This window comes from Vibrio sp. Y176, assembly GCF_033438945.1.
In genome coordinates, this window is sequence record NZ_JAWOQS010000013.1 from 1 (window position 1) to 17,572 (window position 17,572).

Here is a 17,572-nt window from a genome sequence, read left to right on the forward strand (position 1 = left end):
TGGGTGTTTTTTATTCTAAAAGGCGAGTTTTCACTACTATTCTACCTCCATACACCCTGTAATCGCCCTGAATAAGGAAAAAAGATGAGCTCAATGAGAAGCTACAAAGGTATAAAGCCTGAACTTGGTGAGCGTGTTTACGTTGACCCAACCTCTGTTTTAGTCGGTGATATCCGAATTGGCGATGATTCTAGCATTTGGCCACTGGTAGCAGCGCGAGGTGATGTAAACCACATTCACATTGGTGATCGAACGAATATTCAAGATGGCAGTGTTTTGCATGTCACCCATAAGAACGCCGAAAACCCAAACGGCTACCCATTGATTATTGGTAATGACGTTACGATTGGCCACAAAGTGATGCTGCACGGTTGTGAGATCCACGATCGTGTTTTGGTTGGTATGGGAGCTATTGTTTTAGATGCTGTTGTAATTGAGTCAGAGGTGATGATCGGAGCAGGCAGTTTAGTGCCACCTGGGAAAGTATTAGAAAGTGGCTACTTATATGTTGGAAGCCCAGTAAAACAAGCTCGCCCTCTATCAGAAAAAGAACGAGCTTTCTTGCAAAAGTCTGCCAATAACTATGTGCAGAACAAAAACGACTACTTAAATGAAGTAAAAGACTTGAACTAAAACCCTGTTAACCGATGATGATATGGCCTTCTTCGTTGAAGGCTTCATCTTCTATTAGCTCTTCAGCCATTTCTTCTAGGTCGAATCTGTAATCAGTAAACACTTTAATTGCCGCTTGCTCAGTTTCAATCAGTGAACCACTGAGCTCTTCTAACTTTTGTTTCGTCACAAAGCACTCTATTAGTGCGCCTGATTGTTGCGCCGAAAAGTTTACCGATTGTGATACTTCATCCCATGATTGAATATCTGGGAATAAGATGGATTGATTCATCGCTTATTGACCTTCAAGATTCTTTCTTAGTTCTCTGAGAATTTGTTTGGCACCAGGACGTAAGCCACGCCAGAGCATAAAGCTTTCCGCAGCCTGCCCAACTAACATTCCAAGACCGTCATACGCATGAGCGGCACCATTCTCTTTTGCCCATAAGTTAAAGCTCGTCACCCCTTTGCCATAAATCATGTCATAGCTTGTACTGTTAGCGGCAAAGATGGAGGATGAAATAGTCGGCAGTTCACCACTAAGAGAAGCGGATGTGGAGTTAATGATGACATCATACTCTTCATCAATACTTGCCATCTCTTTGGCGAGGATAGGACCGTGAGAGACAAACAGCTCTGCGAGCTCTTGTGCTTTACTAAAGGTACGGTTGGTAATGGTTAAAGAGGTCGGCTTTTGATCGAGTAGTGGCTTAATAACACCACGAGCTGCACCACCAGCACCAATAATTAGGATTCGCGCACCTTCCAATACAACCTGATGCTGAAGCAGATCTTGCACTAAACCTGCACCATCAGTGTTGTCACCGATGATTTCACCATCGTCTAACTTCTTGAGGGTATTTACCGCGCCTGCTAACTGAGCCCGTTCTGTCAATCGACTAGCAAATTGATAAGCATCTTCTTTAAATGGCATAGTGATGTTGCACCCCTTGCCACCTTCAGCAAAAAACACCTTCGCCGCGTCAATAAAACCATCAACAGGTGCACTTTCTGCGGTATACACCAAAGATTGATTAGTTTGACGAGCAAACAAGGTGTGAATGAATGGCGACTTACTGTGTCCGATAGGATTACCAAACACGGCATAGCGATCGATTTGCTGGGTCATTTCCTTACCTTTGTTCCTTACTTAGATATAGAGAAAACAGGGCCACCTGATTACAGATGACCCTATCACTATCTATCTATATAGAAAAGGAGATTCCGTGCTTACCACTCTCGGGGCGTTAGGTATCGCTCGTAAAGTTCAGCTTCTGGCGATCCCGCTTCTGGCTCGTAGCAGTACTCCCAGCGAGCGAGCGGCGGCATTGACATCAGAATCGACTCAGTACGCCCACCACTTTGTAAACCAAATAAGGTGCCACGGTCATACACTAAGTTGAACTCTACGTAACGGCCGCGACGATATAGTTGGAATTCACGCTCACGCTCACCATACTTGATCTCTTTACGACGAGAAACGATCGGCAAGTAAGCCTGGCAATAGCCTTCACCCACTGCTTTGATGTAAGCAAAACACTTATCAAATTCCCACTGGTTTAGATCATCAAAGAACAAACCGCCAACACCGCGAGTTTCATTACGATGTTGTAGGAAGAAGTATTTGTCACACCATGCTTTATGCTCTTGGTAAACATCGTCACCAAATGGTGCACAAAGCTGTTTTGCAGTGTCGTGCCATGATTGGCAATCTTCTTCAAATGGGTAGAACGGCGTTAGGTCAAAACCACCACCAAACCACCAAATTGGGTCTTCGCCATCTTTTTCTGCAATAAAGAAGCGGACATTGGCGTGTGAAGTCGGTACATAAGGGTTTTTAGGGTGAATAACCAAAGAAACACCCATCGCTTCAAAACGACGACCCGCTAGCTCTGGGCGATGCGCTGTCGCAGATGCTGGCATTTCTTTCCCTTCCACATGTGAGAAGTTCACGCCTCCCTGCTCGAAAACAAGGCCATCACGCAAAACACGTGAGCGACCACCGCCACCCAGACGCTCTCCTTTTTCACGTTGCCATGCATCTTCGACAAAGACGGCCTTTCCATCTTCTTGTTCTAACTGCTGACAAATGGAGTCCTGAAGTGACATCAAGAACTGCTTTACGGCGTGCTTATCGATCGCTGACATACGTTATTACCTATTACGTGAAACCTAATGATGGCTGGCTAGCAGGGTTAACCCTGTCTTAATATTTGTGAAGTTTTGGCGTCACGAATCTCGCTGGGTTTATCACGACCGCTGGTCTCGCCACGAAGAATGGCGACCAGCTTATCACCCAACTGCTCTTCGACTTCTTCCGTGGTCATACACGGTGGTAAGCCGGAGAGATTCGCGCTGGTAGAGGTTAACGGCTTTCCGAATGCATTACACATTTTTTGCACCAAAGGATGATCAGTCACACGAACCGCAATTGAATCAAACTGCCCTGAAACCCAGTTGGATACTTTATCGCTCGCTGGCATGATCCAAGTGTATGGGCCTGGCCAAGTGGCATGAACAGTCTGTAATTGTTCTTCAGTCAACTGAGATTCATCAATATAAGGCAAGAGCTGATCATAACTTGCCGCGATGAGAATCAGCCCTTTTTCTACCGGACGCTGCTTGAGCTCTAATAGCTTTTGAATTGCTTCTGGGTTATCTGGATCACATCCGACACCAAAAACCCCTTCTGTTGGATAGGCAATCACTTCGCCTTGCTTGAGTGCGTTGAGCACTTGTTCAAAGTTATCCACCGATTACTTCCTATTTGTTTGACTGTGTTGTTTTCACTAAGTGTACAAATATTCATTCTCAGACACTAAAGCAATTTTTTTATAAAATGTATCAATAGCGCCAACAACAAGACGCAAACGTTTGCTTGAGATAAAAATCCCCGTATAATGCGCACAAATTTATAGCTCACCTAATTTTTGCAGCTTAAAGGAGTTTGAGATGAAAGTCGGTATCATCATGGGTTCTAAATCCGATTGGCCAACCATGAAACTAGCAGCGGACATGCTAGACCAATTTGGCGTGCCTTACGAAACAAAAGTAGTGTCAGCACACCGAACTCCTCAATTACTGGCTGACTACGCCAGTGGCGCAAAAGAACGCGGCATCAAAGTTATCATCGCAGGCGCAGGTGGTGCAGCCCACCTACCAGGTATGGCGGCGGCGTTTACTAGTTTGCCAGTGCTTGGGGTTCCCGTTCAGTCTCGTGCACTGAAAGGTATGGATTCACTGCTTTCTATTGTACAGATGCCAAAGGGAATTGCGGTTGGTACATTGGCGATTGGCGAAGCGGGCGCAGCAAACGCCGGTATCCTAGCAGCGCAAATCCTAGGCACTCATGATGAAAACATCATGGCGAAGGTAGAAGCATTCCGTAATGAGCAAACGGAAACAGTTCTCGCAAATCCAAACCCTGCAGAGGATTAATCAGATGCATGTACTGGTTCTTGGTGCGGGTCAGTTGGCTCGTATGATGTCTCTGGCTGGTGCGCCACTGAATATTCAAATTTCAGCTTACGATGTCAGCAGCGGTGATGTCGTTCACCCTTTAACTCAACAGGTACTTGGCCATGGCTTGGAAAATGCGATTACGCAAGTTGATGTGATTACTGCCGAGTTCGAGCATATTCCACATGACGTGCTCAAAGTTTGCGAAGCGAGCGGCAAGTTCCTACCAAGTACGCAAGCCATCAAAGCAGGTGGTGATCGCCGTATTGAAAAGGCACTGCTTGATGATGCTGGCGTGCGCAACGCGAAATACTACGTCATTGAAACTCGTGAAGACTTTGAGCGCGCAATTGAACACGTTGGTATGCCAATGGTTCTGAAAAGTGCATTAGGTGGTTACGATGGTAAAGGCCAATGGCGCTTAAAAGAAGCTTCTCAAGTCGACGACATTTGGACTGAGATGGCAGAGTGCATCGCGGCAACACCAACTCAAGCGATTGTTGCTGAAGAGTTTGTTCCTTTTAACCGCGAAGTATCACTGGTTGGTGCTCGAAGCAAAGATGGCAGTGTGGAAGTGTATCCTCTGGCAGAGAACGTCCACACCAACGGTGTATTGAGTCTTTCTACTGCGATTGATGCGCCAGGGTTACAGGAACAAGCAAAGCAAATGTTCACGGCTGTCGCAGATAGCCTAGATTACGTTGGCGTATTGGCGCTTGAGTTCTTTGATGTCGATGGGGCACTTTTAGTGAATGAGATTGCTCCACGCGTGCACAACTCTGGTCACTGGACACAGCAAGGTGCAGAAACGTGTCAGTTTGAAAACCATCTGCGCGCAGTGTGCGGCTTGCCATTAGGTAGTACGAAATTGGTTCGTGAAACCTCAATGATTAATATTCTTGGTGAAGACACACTACCAGAAGCATTGTTATCAATGGATGGTTGCCACATTCATTGGTATGGCAAAGAGAAACGTGCAGGTCGCAAGATGGGACATATCAACGTGTGTGGCGACTACCCAGGAGAATTGCACCGTAGGTTGTGCGCTCTGGCAGACATCTTAGACCCAATAGCTTTCCCAGCCGTGCAAGCGTTCGCTAAACAGCCTCAACACTAACGTTTGGCAGCAAAAAAACAAAAAAGGGTCGCACGATGCGACCCTTTTCAATTCCTTTAATTCATTTACCCTTGCTGGGTGTGCTGACACTTACGATTAGCACATTGCAATTTCACACCACTGGCAAGTTTCTTCTCCACCAACAGAGTAAAACCACATTCTTCGCATCGCCCCTTGACCGGAGCAAGGTTCACAGCAAATTTGCATTTAGGGTAGTTATCACACGCGTAGAATGTTTTGCCAAATCGGGTTTTACGCTCAACCAAATGTCCTTTGCTACATTCAGGGCAAGCGTGTTGCTCTTCTGACTGCGCCTCTGGCTCTGGTTGATTAATCGACTCAATATGATGACAAGCCGGGTAATGGCTACAACCAACGAACATACCGTAGCGCCCTTGGCGGAGTACCAACTCATTGCCACACTCAGGACAAGGCACACCCAACTCTTTCACGATGTGCCCATCATTGCTGTGTAGCGGTTTAATGTAATCACAGCTTGGATAATGGTTACAGCCGAGAAATGGGCCATGTTTTCCGTGCTTGAGAGTCAGCTCACCACCACATTTTGGACACGGCTCGTGTTCCAAAGCGTGTTCATGGGCAGAGAAAAGGGTGTTGTCGATTTTACTACTCATACTTACCGTTTCGTGAAAAACACACAAAAAGACAAGCTCGCGTTTATTCTAGCTAAACTCGAACTTGCCCAGATGGTTAGTGAAGAATCCCTTGTTCCTTGGTGTACAACAGCTCTTCCATTAGCGTGTAAGCGTTTTCGTTGCCAGGCACATTAAACAGCACCATCAGAATGATCCATTTGAGGTCTTCAAGCTCAAACTCACTCGTTTCTAATCCCATCACTCGGTCAATCACCATTTCGCGAGTTTCTGTGGTTAACACATTGATTTGCTCGAGAAACAATAGAAATCCTCGGCATTCCAAATCTAAACGCTGCATCTCTTTCGCTGTGTAGATACGAGTTGATGACGAAGCCATGCAAGTCGAGATTGCAGAAGAGGTGTCACTTTGCTGCAATGCGGCAAGCTCTTCTAACCAGACAAGGGCTTTGTAGATATCTTTTTGTTGGAAGCCTGCACGGAGCAATTCTTCTTCCAACTCGTCTTGTTCGACCTGTAACTCTGCATCGCTATGGATGTAGGTTTCGAATAGATACATCAGTATATCCATCATCATAGCTAGCCCCTCCCCTTTCGAATATAGCCTCCTGAAACCGCAACGACATGCCCAGAGAGTTCTAACTCTAAGAGCTGCATCATGACTTCTTGGACAGGTATATTGGTCCTGTTTGCAAGAATATCAACCGGTGTAGCTTCACTTCCTACGTTAGCTAACAGCTGAGGAAATGGCAATTCTTCTTCATCATTTAACGTAGAAAATAAATCGGTACTCTGATTAATAGACCAATCAAGCAAGGACTGTATTTCATCTAAGACATCTTTCGTCTTTTCTACGAGGCAAGCGCCATGACGTATCAACTGGTTTCCACCGCAGGCATTGGGGGCATTGATTGACGCTGGCAGCGCAAATACTTCTCGACCTTGCTCAAGCGCGTAACGAGCTGTAATTAACGAGCCGCTCTTTTTCGCCGCCTCGACGACCAGTACACCAAGCGATAATCCACTAATAATACGATTACGACGCGGGAAGTTTTCTGGACGCGGCTTGGCATTAGGCCGAAACTCAGACACCAAGGCCCCATGTTCAATAACACGTTGCGCTAAACCACGATGACGTGCCGGATAAATATTTTCTAAGCCAGATCCTAGCACCGCAATCGTCTTACCACCCGCTTGCAACGCACCATCATGCGCATGACCATCAATGCCTAAAGCGAGACCACTGGTGACAATAAAATCGTGCTGAACAAACTCTGCAGCAAACTGACGTGCATGCTGTAATCCATCAATACTCGCATTTCGACTGCCAACCATCGCGATTTGTGGCTGAGAGAGACAAGTAGGGTTTCCTTGAACAAAAAGTAAAGGTGGCGGTGCAACGATTTGTTTGAGTTGAGGTGGATAACGCGGGTCAGTCAGTGTCAGGATATGATGTTTTGTAGAAGCCTCAAGCCAGCTTAAACAAGCATCGACTTCTTTATCTGTTGAAGCCCAAGCTTGAATTTGCTTAGTTGTTAACCCAAGTTGTTGTAGCTGTTCAGGAGAGAAGTTTACGATGTTACGTGGCGTGTCTCTTGCCAGTAGCTTATTCATTTTGACGCCGCCAATGCCTGGTAAACAACTCAGTTTTAACCAGGCAGCGAGATCATCGTTATTTCGTCGATTCATCGATGGTTAATTCGTCCGCCAACGGTGACACCACCGAAATATCTTGGTTAATGGGTTTCGTACTGTTAGTGATCAGTGCCAAGCTAAAGTACTCATAAGGACGAATGACCAGCAACTCACCAACTTTGCTTTGAGGCAAAGTGATTTTCTTATCAAGCACGCCAAACTCTTTCTTGAACTCATCGCCGTCTTTGTAAACTGGGTGCGCGTCTTCTTTTAAATCAAACACACTGCCTTGCTTGAGATTATCTGACGTGCCTTTATCAATCACCACGACTTGGTTAATTGAACTAAAGCGAATACCTTCGATATTACCTAGCAACTTTGCAGAACTGCCTTGTGGCGACGGCAGCGGATAGAACGTAGTCGTGAAGTCAGTATTCTCAACCGATTGATTTGGCAACGCGATATCGTTACGTAGGATTTCTTGCATTTGCGATGTAAGCTTCAAACCTGAATAATCACTCGAAGCTTCAACGAGATCGCCTTTGGCAATCAAACGCAGCGCGGTAATCTCTTCCGACACATCGTCACGCGAAAAGGTAGCTACTGGTCGGTAAATAGCCCAACCTGTCGCGGTCTGATTGCCATTGATATACAGCACATCTTCTGCAGTCAGATACTTACTGCCCTTGCTGCTACCCATCACTTTTGCTGCTCTGTTCAACGAATCTTTATCTAGCAACCGATCCGATTTAAGGTAAGGCATCACCAAACCTTCCGCGACCGTTGGTACGGCTTTCTTTTCTGTGATGCGAGCTTTCGGGCTCAGCTTCTTAACCGGTTTTAGGCTCAACACGGGCTGACCGTTAATCCACACCAAAGACAGCTTGTCTCCGGGATAAATTAAATGAGGGTTATCGATTTCCGGGTTTACTTGCCATAAACGAGGCCACAACCACGGGCTATCTAAGTACATGGCCGAAATATCCCATAGCGTATCGCCCTTCACGACTACATACGTTTGTGGCGCATCATCTTTAACAGTCAGTGGGTTCGCATCCACATTTGCTACAGCGTTGAAAGAGAAAAGTAACGGCAACGTAACACTGGCAACGTTGCGGAAAATTCGATTCATGACCCTCGTCCTTGGTCTATTAAGCAGGAACCAGAATGGAAATTGGTGCAAGGATGCTGTCATTTAGGCTATAAAATGTCTAGAATTGAGCCAACAAGGTTTGTGCTGTTTCGGCACAGTTCAATATTTCGAGTGAATATGTCTGTATTACAAGTATTAACATTCCCGGATGATCGCCTGCGCACAGTCGCAAAGCCTGTTGAAGCGGTGACACCTGAGATTCAAAAAATCGTCGATGACATGATTGAAACCATGTACGACGAAGAAGGTATTGGCCTTGCTGCAACGCAGGTTGATATCCACAAACGTATCGTAGTGATTGATATTTCAGAAACTCGCGATGAGCCGATGGTGCTAATCAACCCTGAGATTCTGGAAAAGCGTGGCGAAGATGGCATCGAAGAAGGCTGTCTGTCGGTACCAGGTGCACGCGCACTTGTGCCTCGCGCTGCAGAAGTTACCGTTAAAGCACTGGATCGTGATGGCAAAGAGTTCACCTTTGAAGCCGACGACCTGCTAGCGATTTGTGTTCAACACGAGCTTGATCACCTACAAGGTAAGCTGTTCGTGGATTACCTATCGCCACTGAAACGCAAACGCATTCAGGACAAGCTAGCGAAAATCAAACGCTTTAACGAGAAGCAGCAAAACGCTTAATCTCGAACCATACCAATTAGAAGGAAGTCTACCTTGAGTCAGTCTTTACGAATTGTCTTTGCAGGTACTCCGGATTTCGCCGCCCGTCACTTGGCGGCGTTGTTGTCTTCGGAGCATGAAGTCATCGCGGTTTACACAAACCCAGATCGTCCAGCGGGTCGTGGCAAAAAATTGGCTGCGCCACCGGTAAAACAACTGGCGCTAGAACACAATATCCCGGTTTACCAACCTGAAAGCTTTAAGTCCGACGAAGCGAAACAAGAACTTGCCGATCTGAACGCCGACCTCATGGTTGTCGTGGCGTACGGTATGCTGCTGCCACAAGCGGTTCTTGATACCCCTAAACTGGGTTGTATCAACGTACATGGTTCTATCCTACCTCGTTGGCGTGGTGCGGCTCCAATCCAACGCTCTATTTGGGCGGGCGATGCAGAAACTGGCGTGACCATCATGCAGATGGACATCGGTCTCGACACTGGTGATATGCTGAAGATTGCAACTCTGCCAATCGAAGCGACAGATACCAGCGCTTCAATGTACGAAAAATTGGCTGAGCTTGGCCCAGAAGCCCTGATTGACTGCCTAGCAGACATTGCTGCGGGTAAAGCAGTGCCAGTGAAGCAAGACGATGAGCTCGCGAACTACGCGAAAAAGCTCAGCAAAGAAGAAGCACGCATCAACTGGAACGACGATGCGGCGCACATTGAGCGCTGCGTTCGTGCATTTAACCCATGGCCAATGAGCCACTTTGAGGCGGCAGAAAACAGCATCAAAGTATGGCAAAGCCGTGTGGCAGAGCAAACCAGTGACAAGCCAGCCGGCACCATCGTACAAGCAGATAAAACCGGTATTTATGTTGCGACAGGCAACGGCGTACTGGTGCTAGAGCAACTGCAAGTTCCTGGCAAAAAAGCCATGTCAGTTCAGGATATTCTGAATTCGCGTGCGGCTTGGTTTGAAGTTGGCACTCTGCTGGTTTAAGCCATACTAGGGGTTATTATCCCCAATTATACGAACTTTTAGAGGGCAGAGATGCCCTCCTTTACTTTAAGGTACTCATCATGAATGTTCGCGCTGCGGCTGCTAACGTCCTGTATCTTGTCGTCGACAAGGGCCACTCACTTTCAAGCGCTCTTCCAGCGGCTCAACAAACGGTACGACCTCGTGACCACGCTCTGTTACAAGAGATCTGTTACGGTGCGCTACGTTACCTCCCTCGCCTAGAAATGATCGCAAACCAGTTGATGGATAAGCCGCTCAAAGGCAAACAACGTGTATTCCATCACCTAATTCTGGTTGGTATTTACCAACTGAGCTTCATGCGTATTCCTGCGCACGCAGCAGTCGGTGAAACGGTTGAAGGCACTAAAGAGCTGAAAGGTCCTCGTCTGCGTGGTTTGATTAACGCGGTATTGCGTAACTACCAGCGCAACCAAGAAGAACTCGACCAAATGGCCGTCAGCAACAACGCTGGCAAGTACGGTCACCCAAGCTGGTTACTAAAACTGCTGCAAGAGGCCTACCCAAAGCAATGGGAAAGTATTGTTGAAGCGAACAACCAAAAAGCACCAATGTGGCTGCGTGTGAACCATCAACACCACACTCGTGATGAATACCTTGCGCTGCTCAAAAATGAAAACATTGATAGCACGCCACACACAGAAGCAATGGACGCCATAAAATTGGCCGCACCATGTGACGTGATGAAGCTACCTGGTTTTGATAAAGGTTGGGTTTCGGTACAAGATGCGGCAGCGCAGCTCTCGATCAACTATCTAAAACCACAAGACGGCGAACGGATTTTAGATTGCTGTGCTGCGCCAGGTGGCAAGACGGCGCACATTCTAGAGCGCACGTCGGGCAGTGAAGTGGTCGCGATTGACTGCGACGACACACGCTTGAAACGTGTGCATGAAAACCTGAAGCGTCTCAACCTTCAGGCAAAAGTGGTTTGCGGTGATGCGCGTAATCCACAAGAATGGTGGCAAGGCGAGCAATTTGATCGCATTTTGCTGGATGCCCCATGTTCTGCGACTGGCGTGATTCGTCGTCACCCAGACATCAAATGGCTACGTCGTGCAGACGACATCGCCGCATTAGCAGAGCTACAAAGTGAAATTTTTGATGCCATGTGGACGCAACTGAAGCCCGGCGGCACCATGGTTTACGCGACTTGTTCAATCACACCGCAAGAAAACGTGGAGCAAGTAAAAGCGTTTTTAGCACGTACCGCGGATGCGCAACTGCTGGATTCTGATCCCGACCAGCCTGGTCGTCAAATTCTACCAGGCGAAGAAGATATGGATGGTTTCTACTACGCAGTGCTAACTAAAACACACGCGTAACAGCATGCTAAATAGGGCGATTGAAGTGATTTCAATCGCCTTTTTCAGATACGAGAAAAGAGTATGAAGATCATTATTCTTGGTGCAGGTCAGGTTGGCGGCACACTGGCAGAAAACCTAGTGGGTGAAAACAACGACATCACCATCGTCGACAATAATGCCGACCGACTGCGTGAATTGCAGGACAAATACGACCTACGTGTGGTCAATGGCCATGCGAGCCATCCAGACGTGCTACACGAAGCTGGCGCGCAAGACGCCGATATGCTCGTCGCAGTAACCAACACTGATGAAACCAACATGGCCGCCTGTCAGGTCGCGTTCACTCTATTCAATACCCCAAACCGCGTTGCGCGTATTCGCTCTCCAGAATATCTGGCCGAAAAAGAAGCCCTGTTTAAATCTGGTGCTATTCCTGTTGATCACCTTATCGCACCAGAAGAACTCGTCACGAGCTACATCGAACGTCTGATCCAATACCCAGGCGCGCTGCAAGTGGTGAGCTTTGCTGAACAGAAAGTCAGCCTAGTGGCGGTAAAAGCCTACTACGGTGGCCCGTTGGTGGGTAACGCGCTGTCTGCTTTGCGTGAGCACATGCCGCACATCGATACCCGTGTGGCAGCGATTTTCCGTCAAGGCCGTCCGATTCGCCCGCAAGGCACCACCATTATTGAAGCCGATGATGAAGTGTTCTTCGTTGCAGCAAGTAATCATATTCGCTCAGTGATGAGTGAGCTTCAGCGTCTAGAAAAACCGTACCGCCGCATCATGATTGTTGGCGGGGGTAACATCGGCGCAAGCTTGGCTAAACGCCTAGAGCAAACTTACAGCGTGAAGCTGATTGAGCGTAACTACCAGCGTGCAGAAAAGCTCTCTGAGCAACTAGAAAACACCATCGTGTTCTGCGGTGATGCGGCAGACCAAGAGCTTCTCTCGGAAGAGAACATCGACCAAGTCGACGTCTTCATCGCGCTGACCAACGAAGATGAAACCAACATCATGTCTGCAATGTTGGCAAAACGCATGGGCGCTAAAAAAGTGATGGTGCTGATCCAACGTGGCGCTTATGTAGACCTGGTACAAGGCGGCGTAATTGATGTAGCAATCTCACCTCAGCAAGCCACTATTTCAGCCTTGCTAACGCACGTTCGTCGCGCTGATATCGTAAACGTATCCTCACTTCGCCGCGGCGCTGCGGAAGCGATTGAAGCCGTCGCTCACGGTGATGAAAGTACATCTAAAGTGGTTGGACGTGCGATTGGAGATATAAAGCTTCCACCTGGGACCACCATTGGTGCTATCGTTCGTGGCGAAGAAGTTCTTATTGCCCACGACCGTACGGTCATCGAGCAGGATGACCATGTGGTGATGTTCCTGGTCAACAAAAAATACGTATCAGACGTCGAAGCGCTATTCCAGCCGAGTCCATTCTTCCTCTAGGATTTTCCTATGGTCAACTTACGTCCCGTACTGTTTGTTATCGGGCTGGTTTTATCCAAACTGGCCCTGTTTATGTACGTGCCGACTTTGGTCGCTTTCTTTACCGGTACGGGGGGATTCCTCGATTTCGCCCAAGCCGTTGTGATCACGCACCTTGCCGCCTTCATCTGCCTGACGATCGGTCGCACCGCCAAGTTCAAACTCAGCGTACGCGATATGTTCCTCATCACCAGTTTGGTTTGGACCATCGCGAGTGCGTTCGCCGCCTTGCCATTTGTGTTTATCAACCACATCAGCTTCACCGACGCCTACTTCGAAACGATGTCGGGTATCACCACGACGGGCTCAACGGTGCTCAGTGGCCTAGACAACATGGCACCGAGCATCTTGCTATGGCGCTCTATTTTACAGTGGCTTGGTGGCATTGGTTTTATCGTGATGGCGGTAGCAGTGCTACCTATGCTGAATGTCGGTGGTATGAAGCTATTCCAAACCGAATCATCAGATTGGTCGGATAAAAGTAGTCCAAGAGCGAAAACGGTCGCCAAAAACATCGTAGCGGTTTATTTGATGCTAACAGGCCTATGTATTTTGGGCTACTTGATCACCGGCATGAACCTGTTCGAAGCAATCAACCATGCCTTTACTACGCTATCGACGGGTGGATACTCTACATCTGATGGGTCAATGAACCACTTCTCTAATGGCGCACATTGGGTGGCCACTACCTTTATGTTCTTAGGTGGTTTGCCGTTTTTGCTCTTTATCGCCGCATTACGTAAACGCCGTATTGATGTGTTGGTTAACGACGCTCAAGTTAGAGGATTTGCGTACCTGTTCGTATTCTCAAGCTTAGTGATTTCAGCTTGGCTAGTGATTCGAGATGGGTACACCATTTTGGATGCCCTGCGAGTGTCGATGTTTAATATTGTCTCTGTCGTCACCACAACTGGCTTTGGCTTAGAAGACTTCACCGCATGGGGCGCATTACCCACCACTCTTTTCGCATTCTTAATGATGGCGGGGGCATGCTCAGGATCAACGTCTGGCGGGATCAAAATCTTCCGCTTCCAAATTGCAATGACGCTGCTAAACAAACAAATGATGAAGTTGATTCACCCTTCAGGGGTGTTTGTACAGCGTTATAACCAGCGACCGGTGAATGATGATATTGTTCGCTCAGTGGTGGCATTTGGCTTGATGTTTTTTATCACCATTATCTTTATCGCGGGTTGTTTAAGTGCTCTTGGCCTCGACCCTGTGACCAGTATTTCTGGCTCAATCACCGCCGTTGCCAATGTTGGCCCTGGTATGGGTAGTGTGATTGGCCCGACAGGCAACTTCGCGCCTCTGCCCGATACTGCCAAATGGCTCTTAAGCTTTGGGATGTTAATGGGCCGCTTGGAAATTCTGACTATTCTTGTACTGTTCTTTCCTGCGTTTTGGCGCCGCTAAGCAGACTCTAATTAAAAGGTATAACAATGAAAACATGGATTACTCTGGCGACCCTACTTGCCGCCTCATCCACATACGCCGCCGAGGTCATCACTTTAGCCGATGGTCGAGAAGTGAAGTTGAACGATGACTTTACCTGGGAATACGTCATGAAAAAACCGGCGCAGCAAGCGACGGAGACACAAACAACAGCAAGCGTAGTTGAAACAATCGCAGCTCCTGCGATTGCGACAATTCCAGTGGTAACGAAAACCGTTGGCACGACCGTGGTGGTAAACGCCAAAAAGCCAACCATGCAGCTATCAGATTCAGGTGTGGATGTATTGATTGGTTCAGCAAGCTATCAAAGCGGTGAGCTTGTTTTACCTACATCAATCACCAACCAAAGCTCTCAATCTGTCATTCAAGTGGAAGTTGAGGTGCAAGTGTTTGATATGTCTGGTCAGCAACTGGCAAAAGAAAACGTAACAGTTTGGCAATCCATCAAGCGCATGGCGGATACCTACCTGCGACCACAGCAAGCGGAACAAGGTAAGAGCATTAAATTGGCTGTACCGCAATCACAGCAATACCAGTTTTCTGCCAAAGTGCTAGAGGTAAAAACTCGCTAATACGTGTTTAATATTCTTTGTTGAGCCTATCGGCTAGATAGGCTCAACAAAGTAATAAATCGCAAAGAAATGGCACACGCAGCCAGCCAAAACAAAGCCGTGCCAGATCGCATGGTTAAAGGGAATGCGCTTCGCGACGTAGAAGATTACCCCTAGTGAATACACAATTCCACCAGCAGCAAGCAGTGTAAGTCCGCCGACATCCAAGTTAATAGCTAATTGATAAATCACAATCAGCGATAACCATCCCATCACCAAATACGTCATCAAAGAAAGCTTTTTAAATCGATAGACGAACGCAACTTTCATGATGATGCCAATCAACGCAATGCTCCAAATAACGATCATCAACCCAAATGCTAGAGGTGTTCTTAAGCTGACTAACAAGAAAGGGGTATAGCTGCCTGCTATCAAAAGATAAATAGCACAATGGTCGAAGGTTTTTAGCCAACGTTTCGCTTTGGGATGAGGGATCGCATGATAGAGCGTCGAGGCCAAAAATAGCACGATAATACTCGCTCCATAAATCGCCATACTGGTAAGCGTTAAAGTGTCAGCTTGATGGTCTATGGCTTTAACTAACAGCAGTATCAAGCCAACAATACCAAAAATCATCCCTATACCGTGGGTGATGGTATTGGCCAGTTCTTCACGTTGACTGTATTGAGGTTTCTGCAGCTCGGACATCAATGCGCCTATACTAGAGTTTGAAATTTGCTCTAGTATGGCACATTAGGCTTACACGTGTAAGCTTAAATTAAGACTCATGAACGGCAGTAGTTTGATCGAGATAATTGAGTACCAGTTCGCCAACTTGATCTGGCTTAGTCGTGGCAGGAATGGTCAGCTCTCGCTTGAGTTTGCCACTACCCAGTAAGCTCGCGAGCATGCCACCTTGCCCCTTGCGTGTGCGGTCAACTTCAAACCACAACTTGAGCTCTTGCTCACTGCGGTGGGCAACAAATTCTAATTCGCGCCACACGCCGTGGTAAGGTCCGTCGGTTGGCACCAGTTCAAACTCTTGCACAAATGGTAGATCGAATCCTTTCACTTCCTCGCATTCCACCTGGCGAATTCGTAAACCTTGCGCTTCAAATGCAGATAGTACCGCATCCATCAGAGGATCAGGTCGGACGGTGAGGATGTCTTTATCAGTCGGATCCAAAGCAGCAGCAACGTCTAAGCCAGTTTCTAACCATACTTTGGCATCACCAATGGTGACAGGCGTGTTCCAAGGCACATCGAGCTTAACATCGAAGGTACGCTCTTCGCCGGAATGGATGGTAAATGCGTAAGGGAGACTCCACTTAGCAAGCACATGAGTTTGAGGTACTCGGCGCATGCTGTGTCCTTCTCGCGCACCACGGTCATCAGGGGCTTCTGCGATGTAGCGGCAACAGAGTTTTAAATCAATGTTGTCGATCGCTTGTTCAGTCGCACCACCATATACATGGATAGACACATCCACACTTTGACCTGGGTATAGCACGTCTTGGTTTAAGATTGAGTCGACCTTCGCGCTCCCAATCCCAAAACTGGCAAGTGTCTTCTTCAAAAATGACATAGGCACCTCCTTCATCGAGATCTCATACTACTACTGCTGATCGAGGGATCAAACAAAAATTGCCTCGAACATCGCGACAAAATGACAAAATCTAAACAATTCAATTGCTCAACTATCGACCAATTATTACAAGGATGCTAATCTTACACTTGATATGCATGCATATCGGTATTCCTGACTCATTAACTGGATTGGCGAGAGCCAGAAGAGTGATTCTTCAATCTTGTTGGAGCCTAGCTCATAATGATTCAGGCCATTACATCGGCAATGGATATGCCTGACAGTTAGGTAAATTAATGCGCCCAACAACAGTCAGGTTCGCACACACTAATACTAGTGCAATGCGCCGCCGCAGTGGCTTTACTACTGCACCAAAAGCAAAGCAAGTTGCGCCAGCAATGACATTGGTTGAGAAGACAGCAATGATGTCGAGTGTTCCGGCCAAAGTTATCAAAGCAGCTTAATCAAAAGCGCGGCGCCAGCTGCGCTTTTTTCTTTGCGCGCTACTAATAAAACTTCAAAGACATAAAACAAACTACAGAGAAAGAGATCGTTTTTCCTATTTGGTCTTAGCAAAGCAATTTGGTACCTTTACTGCTAATTACACCTATAAATTCTGTGGAGAAAGAAATGAAGTGTCATCGCATTGAAGAGCTGCTTGAGCTACTAGAGCCTGAATGGCATAAAGATCAAGAGCTGAACCTCTTGCAGTTCATCGTTAAGCTGGCAAAAGAAGCAGGCTATAAAGGAAAGCTAGAAGATCTGACCGACGATGTACTGATCTACCACCTTAAAATGCGTAATAGCAGCAAAGATGAAATGATCCCTGGACTCAAAAAAGACCAAGAGGACGATTTTAAAACGGCGATCCTACGCGCTCGTGGCATCATCAAATAACCAGCTCAACAGCCAGTATTCTTTAAGCGACTCT

21 protein-coding genes are annotated in these 17,572 nt (G+C 47.2%); 11 read left to right on the forward strand and 10 right to left on the reverse strand.

Features of this window, described 5'->3' with window-relative positions; all coding sequences use genetic code 11:
- Positions 1-84: 84 nt before the first annotated feature.
- Positions 85-633 (forward strand): gamma carbonic anhydrase family protein, encoded by a 549-nt coding sequence (locus R7O13_RS21200; RefSeq protein ID WP_005379096.1) that lies wholly within the window; start codon positions 85-87, stop codon positions 631-633.
- A gap of 7 nt (positions 634-640) precedes the next feature.
- On the opposite strand, the gene R7O13_RS21205 is transcribed toward R7O13_RS21200, so the two are convergent.
- The 4 genes from R7O13_RS21205 to R7O13_RS21220 all read right to left on the reverse strand — a co-directional run bounded on the left by R7O13_RS21205 (position 641) and on the right by R7O13_RS21220 (position 3,365).
- The gene (locus R7O13_RS21205) at positions 641-904 is read right to left on the reverse strand and encodes a DUF1488 domain-containing protein (RefSeq protein ID WP_213961291.1); all 264 of its coding nucleotides are present in this window, start codon (positions 902-904) and stop codon (positions 641-643) included.
- A gap of 3 nt (positions 905-907) precedes the next feature.
- A complete protein-coding gene (aroE, locus tag R7O13_RS21210) occupies positions 908-1,741 on the reverse strand; it encodes a shikimate dehydrogenase (RefSeq protein ID WP_017821584.1) in 834 nt (277 codons plus the stop codon).
- A gap of 101 nt (positions 1,742-1,842) precedes the next feature.
- Positions 1,843-2,760 (reverse strand): oxygen-dependent coproporphyrinogen oxidase, encoded by a 918-nt coding sequence (gene hemF / locus R7O13_RS21215; protein ID WP_318304656.1) that lies wholly within the window; start codon positions 2,758-2,760, stop codon positions 1,843-1,845.
- A gap of 47 nt (positions 2,761-2,807) precedes the next feature.
- Positions 2,808-3,365, reverse strand: coding sequence for an L-threonylcarbamoyladenylate synthase (locus R7O13_RS21220; RefSeq protein ID WP_005379084.1), 558 nt, complete (start codon positions 3,363-3,365; stop codon positions 2,808-2,810).
- A 199-nt stretch (positions 3,366-3,564) separates the two neighbouring features.
- Between R7O13_RS21220 and purE the strand changes: the two genes are divergently transcribed.
- Positions 3,565-4,050, forward strand: a complete 486-nt coding sequence (purE, locus tag R7O13_RS21225) for a 5-(carboxyamino)imidazole ribonucleotide mutase (RefSeq protein WP_005379082.1) — start codon at positions 3,565-3,567, stop codon at positions 4,048-4,050.
- A 4-nt stretch (positions 4,051-4,054) separates the two neighbouring features.
- Complete coding sequence (locus tag R7O13_RS21230; RefSeq protein WP_047104450.1) at positions 4,055-5,188, forward strand: 5-(carboxyamino)imidazole ribonucleotide synthase; 1,134 nt, start codon at positions 4,055-4,057, stop codon at positions 5,186-5,188.
- 65 nt (positions 5,189-5,253) lie between these two features.
- Here R7O13_RS21230 and R7O13_RS21235 read toward each other — a convergent pair whose 3' ends face one another.
- From R7O13_RS21235 to R7O13_RS21250, 4 genes are all read right to left on the reverse strand, one after another.
- Positions 5,254-5,823 carry a type I DNA topoisomerase gene (locus R7O13_RS21235; protein WP_262592717.1) on the reverse strand — a complete coding sequence of 190 codons (570 nt, stop codon included), beginning with the start codon at positions 5,821-5,823 and terminating at the stop codon, positions 5,254-5,256.
- Positions 5,824-5,899: 76 nt separating this feature from the next.
- Entirely contained in the window at positions 5,900-6,379 is a 480-nt protein-coding gene (locus R7O13_RS21240) for a DUF494 family protein (RefSeq protein WP_005379074.1), read from the reverse strand.
- Positions 6,380-6,381: 2 nt separating this feature from the next.
- Entirely contained in the window at positions 6,382-7,491 is a 1,110-nt protein-coding gene (gene dprA / locus R7O13_RS21245) for a DNA-processing protein DprA (protein WP_318304659.1), read from the reverse strand.
- The gene (locus tag R7O13_RS21250; RefSeq protein ID WP_262630421.1) at positions 7,475-8,569 is read right to left on the reverse strand and encodes a LysM peptidoglycan-binding domain-containing protein; all 1,095 of its coding nucleotides are present in this window, start codon (positions 8,567-8,569) and stop codon (positions 7,475-7,477) included. Before R7O13_RS21250 ends, dprA begins: the two co-directional genes overlap by 17 nt.
- 138 nt (positions 8,570-8,707) lie before the next feature.
- On the opposite strand from R7O13_RS21250, the gene def reads away from it, so the two are divergent.
- The 6 genes from def to R7O13_RS21280 all read left to right on the forward strand — a co-directional run bounded on the left by def (position 8,708) and on the right by R7O13_RS21280 (position 15,077).
- The gene (def, locus tag R7O13_RS21255; RefSeq protein WP_005379068.1) at positions 8,708-9,226 is read left to right on the forward strand and encodes a peptide deformylase; all 519 of its coding nucleotides are present in this window, start codon (positions 8,708-8,710) and stop codon (positions 9,224-9,226) included.
- A 33-nt stretch (positions 9,227-9,259) separates the two neighbouring features.
- On the forward strand, positions 9,260-10,207 hold the full coding sequence (gene fmt, locus R7O13_RS21260) for a methionyl-tRNA formyltransferase (RefSeq protein ID WP_005461453.1): 948 nt from the start codon (positions 9,260-9,262) through the stop codon (positions 10,205-10,207).
- Positions 10,208-10,287: 80 nt separating this feature from the next.
- Positions 10,288-11,571: a 16S rRNA (cytosine(967)-C(5))-methyltransferase RsmB gene (gene rsmB, locus R7O13_RS21265; protein WP_086047108.1), complete on the forward strand. Its 1,284-nt coding sequence runs from the start codon at positions 10,288-10,290 to the stop codon at positions 11,569-11,571.
- Between the two features lie 63 nt (positions 11,572-11,634).
- Positions 11,635-13,011, forward strand: coding sequence for a Trk system potassium transporter TrkA (gene trkA, locus R7O13_RS21270; RefSeq protein ID WP_005379062.1), 1,377 nt, complete (start codon positions 11,635-11,637; stop codon positions 13,009-13,011).
- A 9-nt stretch (positions 13,012-13,020) separates the two neighbouring features.
- Positions 13,021-14,466 (forward strand): TrkH family potassium uptake protein, encoded by a 1,446-nt coding sequence (locus R7O13_RS21275; protein ID WP_017821575.1) that lies wholly within the window; start codon positions 13,021-13,023, stop codon positions 14,464-14,466.
- A gap of 26 nt (positions 14,467-14,492) precedes the next feature.
- Positions 14,493-15,077: a DUF3157 family protein gene (locus tag R7O13_RS21280; RefSeq protein WP_054575337.1), complete on the forward strand. Its 585-nt coding sequence runs from the start codon at positions 14,493-14,495 to the stop codon at positions 15,075-15,077.
- A 33-nt stretch (positions 15,078-15,110) separates the two neighbouring features.
- On the opposite strand, the gene trhA is transcribed toward R7O13_RS21280, so the two are convergent.
- Both trhA and R7O13_RS21290 read right to left on the reverse strand, forming a co-directional pair.
- On the reverse strand, positions 15,111-15,764 hold the full coding sequence (gene trhA / locus R7O13_RS21285; RefSeq protein ID WP_005379047.1) for a PAQR family membrane homeostasis protein TrhA: 654 nt from the start codon (positions 15,762-15,764) through the stop codon (positions 15,111-15,113).
- A gap of 70 nt (positions 15,765-15,834) precedes the next feature.
- Positions 15,835-16,641, reverse strand: a complete 807-nt coding sequence (locus R7O13_RS21290; protein ID WP_005379045.1) for a sporulation protein — start codon at positions 16,639-16,641, stop codon at positions 15,835-15,837.
- A gap of 296 nt (positions 16,642-16,937) precedes the next feature.
- Here R7O13_RS21290 and R7O13_RS21295 point away from each other — a divergent pair, with 296 nt between their 5' ends.
- The gene (locus R7O13_RS21295; protein ID WP_005379043.1) at positions 16,938-17,105 is read left to right on the forward strand and encodes a hypothetical protein; all 168 of its coding nucleotides are present in this window, start codon (positions 16,938-16,940) and stop codon (positions 17,103-17,105) included.
- A gap of 166 nt (positions 17,106-17,271) precedes the next feature.
- Positions 17,272-17,538, forward strand: coding sequence for a YihD family protein (locus R7O13_RS21300; RefSeq protein WP_005379040.1), 267 nt, complete (start codon positions 17,272-17,274; stop codon positions 17,536-17,538).
- The last annotated feature ends 34 nt before the right edge of the window (positions 17,539-17,572 follow it).

Bases quoted from the DNA above. Each gene is read 5' to 3' on its own strand.
- R7O13_RS21200 (WP_005379096.1), top strand. From the start codon at position 85: ATGAGCTCAATGAGAAGCTACAAAGGTATAAAGCCTGAACTTGGTGAG.
- R7O13_RS21205 (WP_213961291.1), bottom strand. From the start codon at position 904: ATGAATCAATCCATCTTATTCCCAGATATTCAATCATGGGATGAAGTA.
- aroE (WP_017821584.1), bottom strand. From the start codon at position 1,741: ATGACCCAGCAAATCGATCGCTATGCCGTGTTTGGTAATCCTATCGGA.
- hemF (WP_318304656.1), bottom strand. From the start codon at position 2,760: ATGTCAGCGATCGATAAGCACGCCGTAAAGCAGTTCTTGATGTCACTT.
- purE (WP_005379082.1), top strand. From the start codon at position 3,565: ATGAAAGTCGGTATCATCATGGGTTCTAAATCCGATTGGCCAACCATG.
- R7O13_RS21230 (WP_047104450.1), top strand. From the start codon at position 4,055: ATGCATGTACTGGTTCTTGGTGCGGGTCAGTTGGCTCGTATGATGTCT.
- R7O13_RS21235 (WP_262592717.1), bottom strand. From the start codon at position 5,823: ATGAGTAGTAAAATCGACAACACCCTTTTCTCTGCCCATGAACACGCT.
- R7O13_RS21240 (WP_005379074.1), bottom strand. From the start codon at position 6,379: ATGATGATGGATATACTGATGTATCTATTCGAAACCTACATCCATAGC.
- dprA (WP_318304659.1), bottom strand. From the start codon at position 7,491: ATGAATCGACGAAATAACGATGATCTCGCTGCCTGGTTAAAACTGAGT.
- R7O13_RS21250 (WP_262630421.1), bottom strand. From the start codon at position 8,569: ATGAATCGAATTTTCCGCAACGTTGCCAGTGTTACGTTGCCGTTACTT.
- def (WP_005379068.1), top strand. From the start codon at position 8,708: ATGTCTGTATTACAAGTATTAACATTCCCGGATGATCGCCTGCGCACA.
- rsmB (WP_086047108.1), top strand. From the start codon at position 10,288: ATGAATGTTCGCGCTGCGGCTGCTAACGTCCTGTATCTTGTCGTCGAC.
- trkA (WP_005379062.1), top strand. From the start codon at position 11,635: ATGAAGATCATTATTCTTGGTGCAGGTCAGGTTGGCGGCACACTGGCA.
- R7O13_RS21275 (WP_017821575.1), top strand. From the start codon at position 13,021: ATGGTCAACTTACGTCCCGTACTGTTTGTTATCGGGCTGGTTTTATCC.
- R7O13_RS21280 (WP_054575337.1), top strand. From the start codon at position 14,493: ATGAAAACATGGATTACTCTGGCGACCCTACTTGCCGCCTCATCCACA.
- trhA (WP_005379047.1), bottom strand. From the start codon at position 15,764: ATGTCCGAGCTGCAGAAACCTCAATACAGTCAACGTGAAGAACTGGCC.
- R7O13_RS21290 (WP_005379045.1), bottom strand. From the start codon at position 16,641: ATGTCATTTTTGAAGAAGACACTTGCCAGTTTTGGGATTGGGAGCGCG.
- R7O13_RS21295 (WP_005379043.1), top strand. From the start codon at position 16,938: ATGCGCCCAACAACAGTCAGGTTCGCACACACTAATACTAGTGCAATG.
- R7O13_RS21300 (WP_005379040.1), top strand. From the start codon at position 17,272: ATGAAGTGTCATCGCATTGAAGAGCTGCTTGAGCTACTAGAGCCTGAA.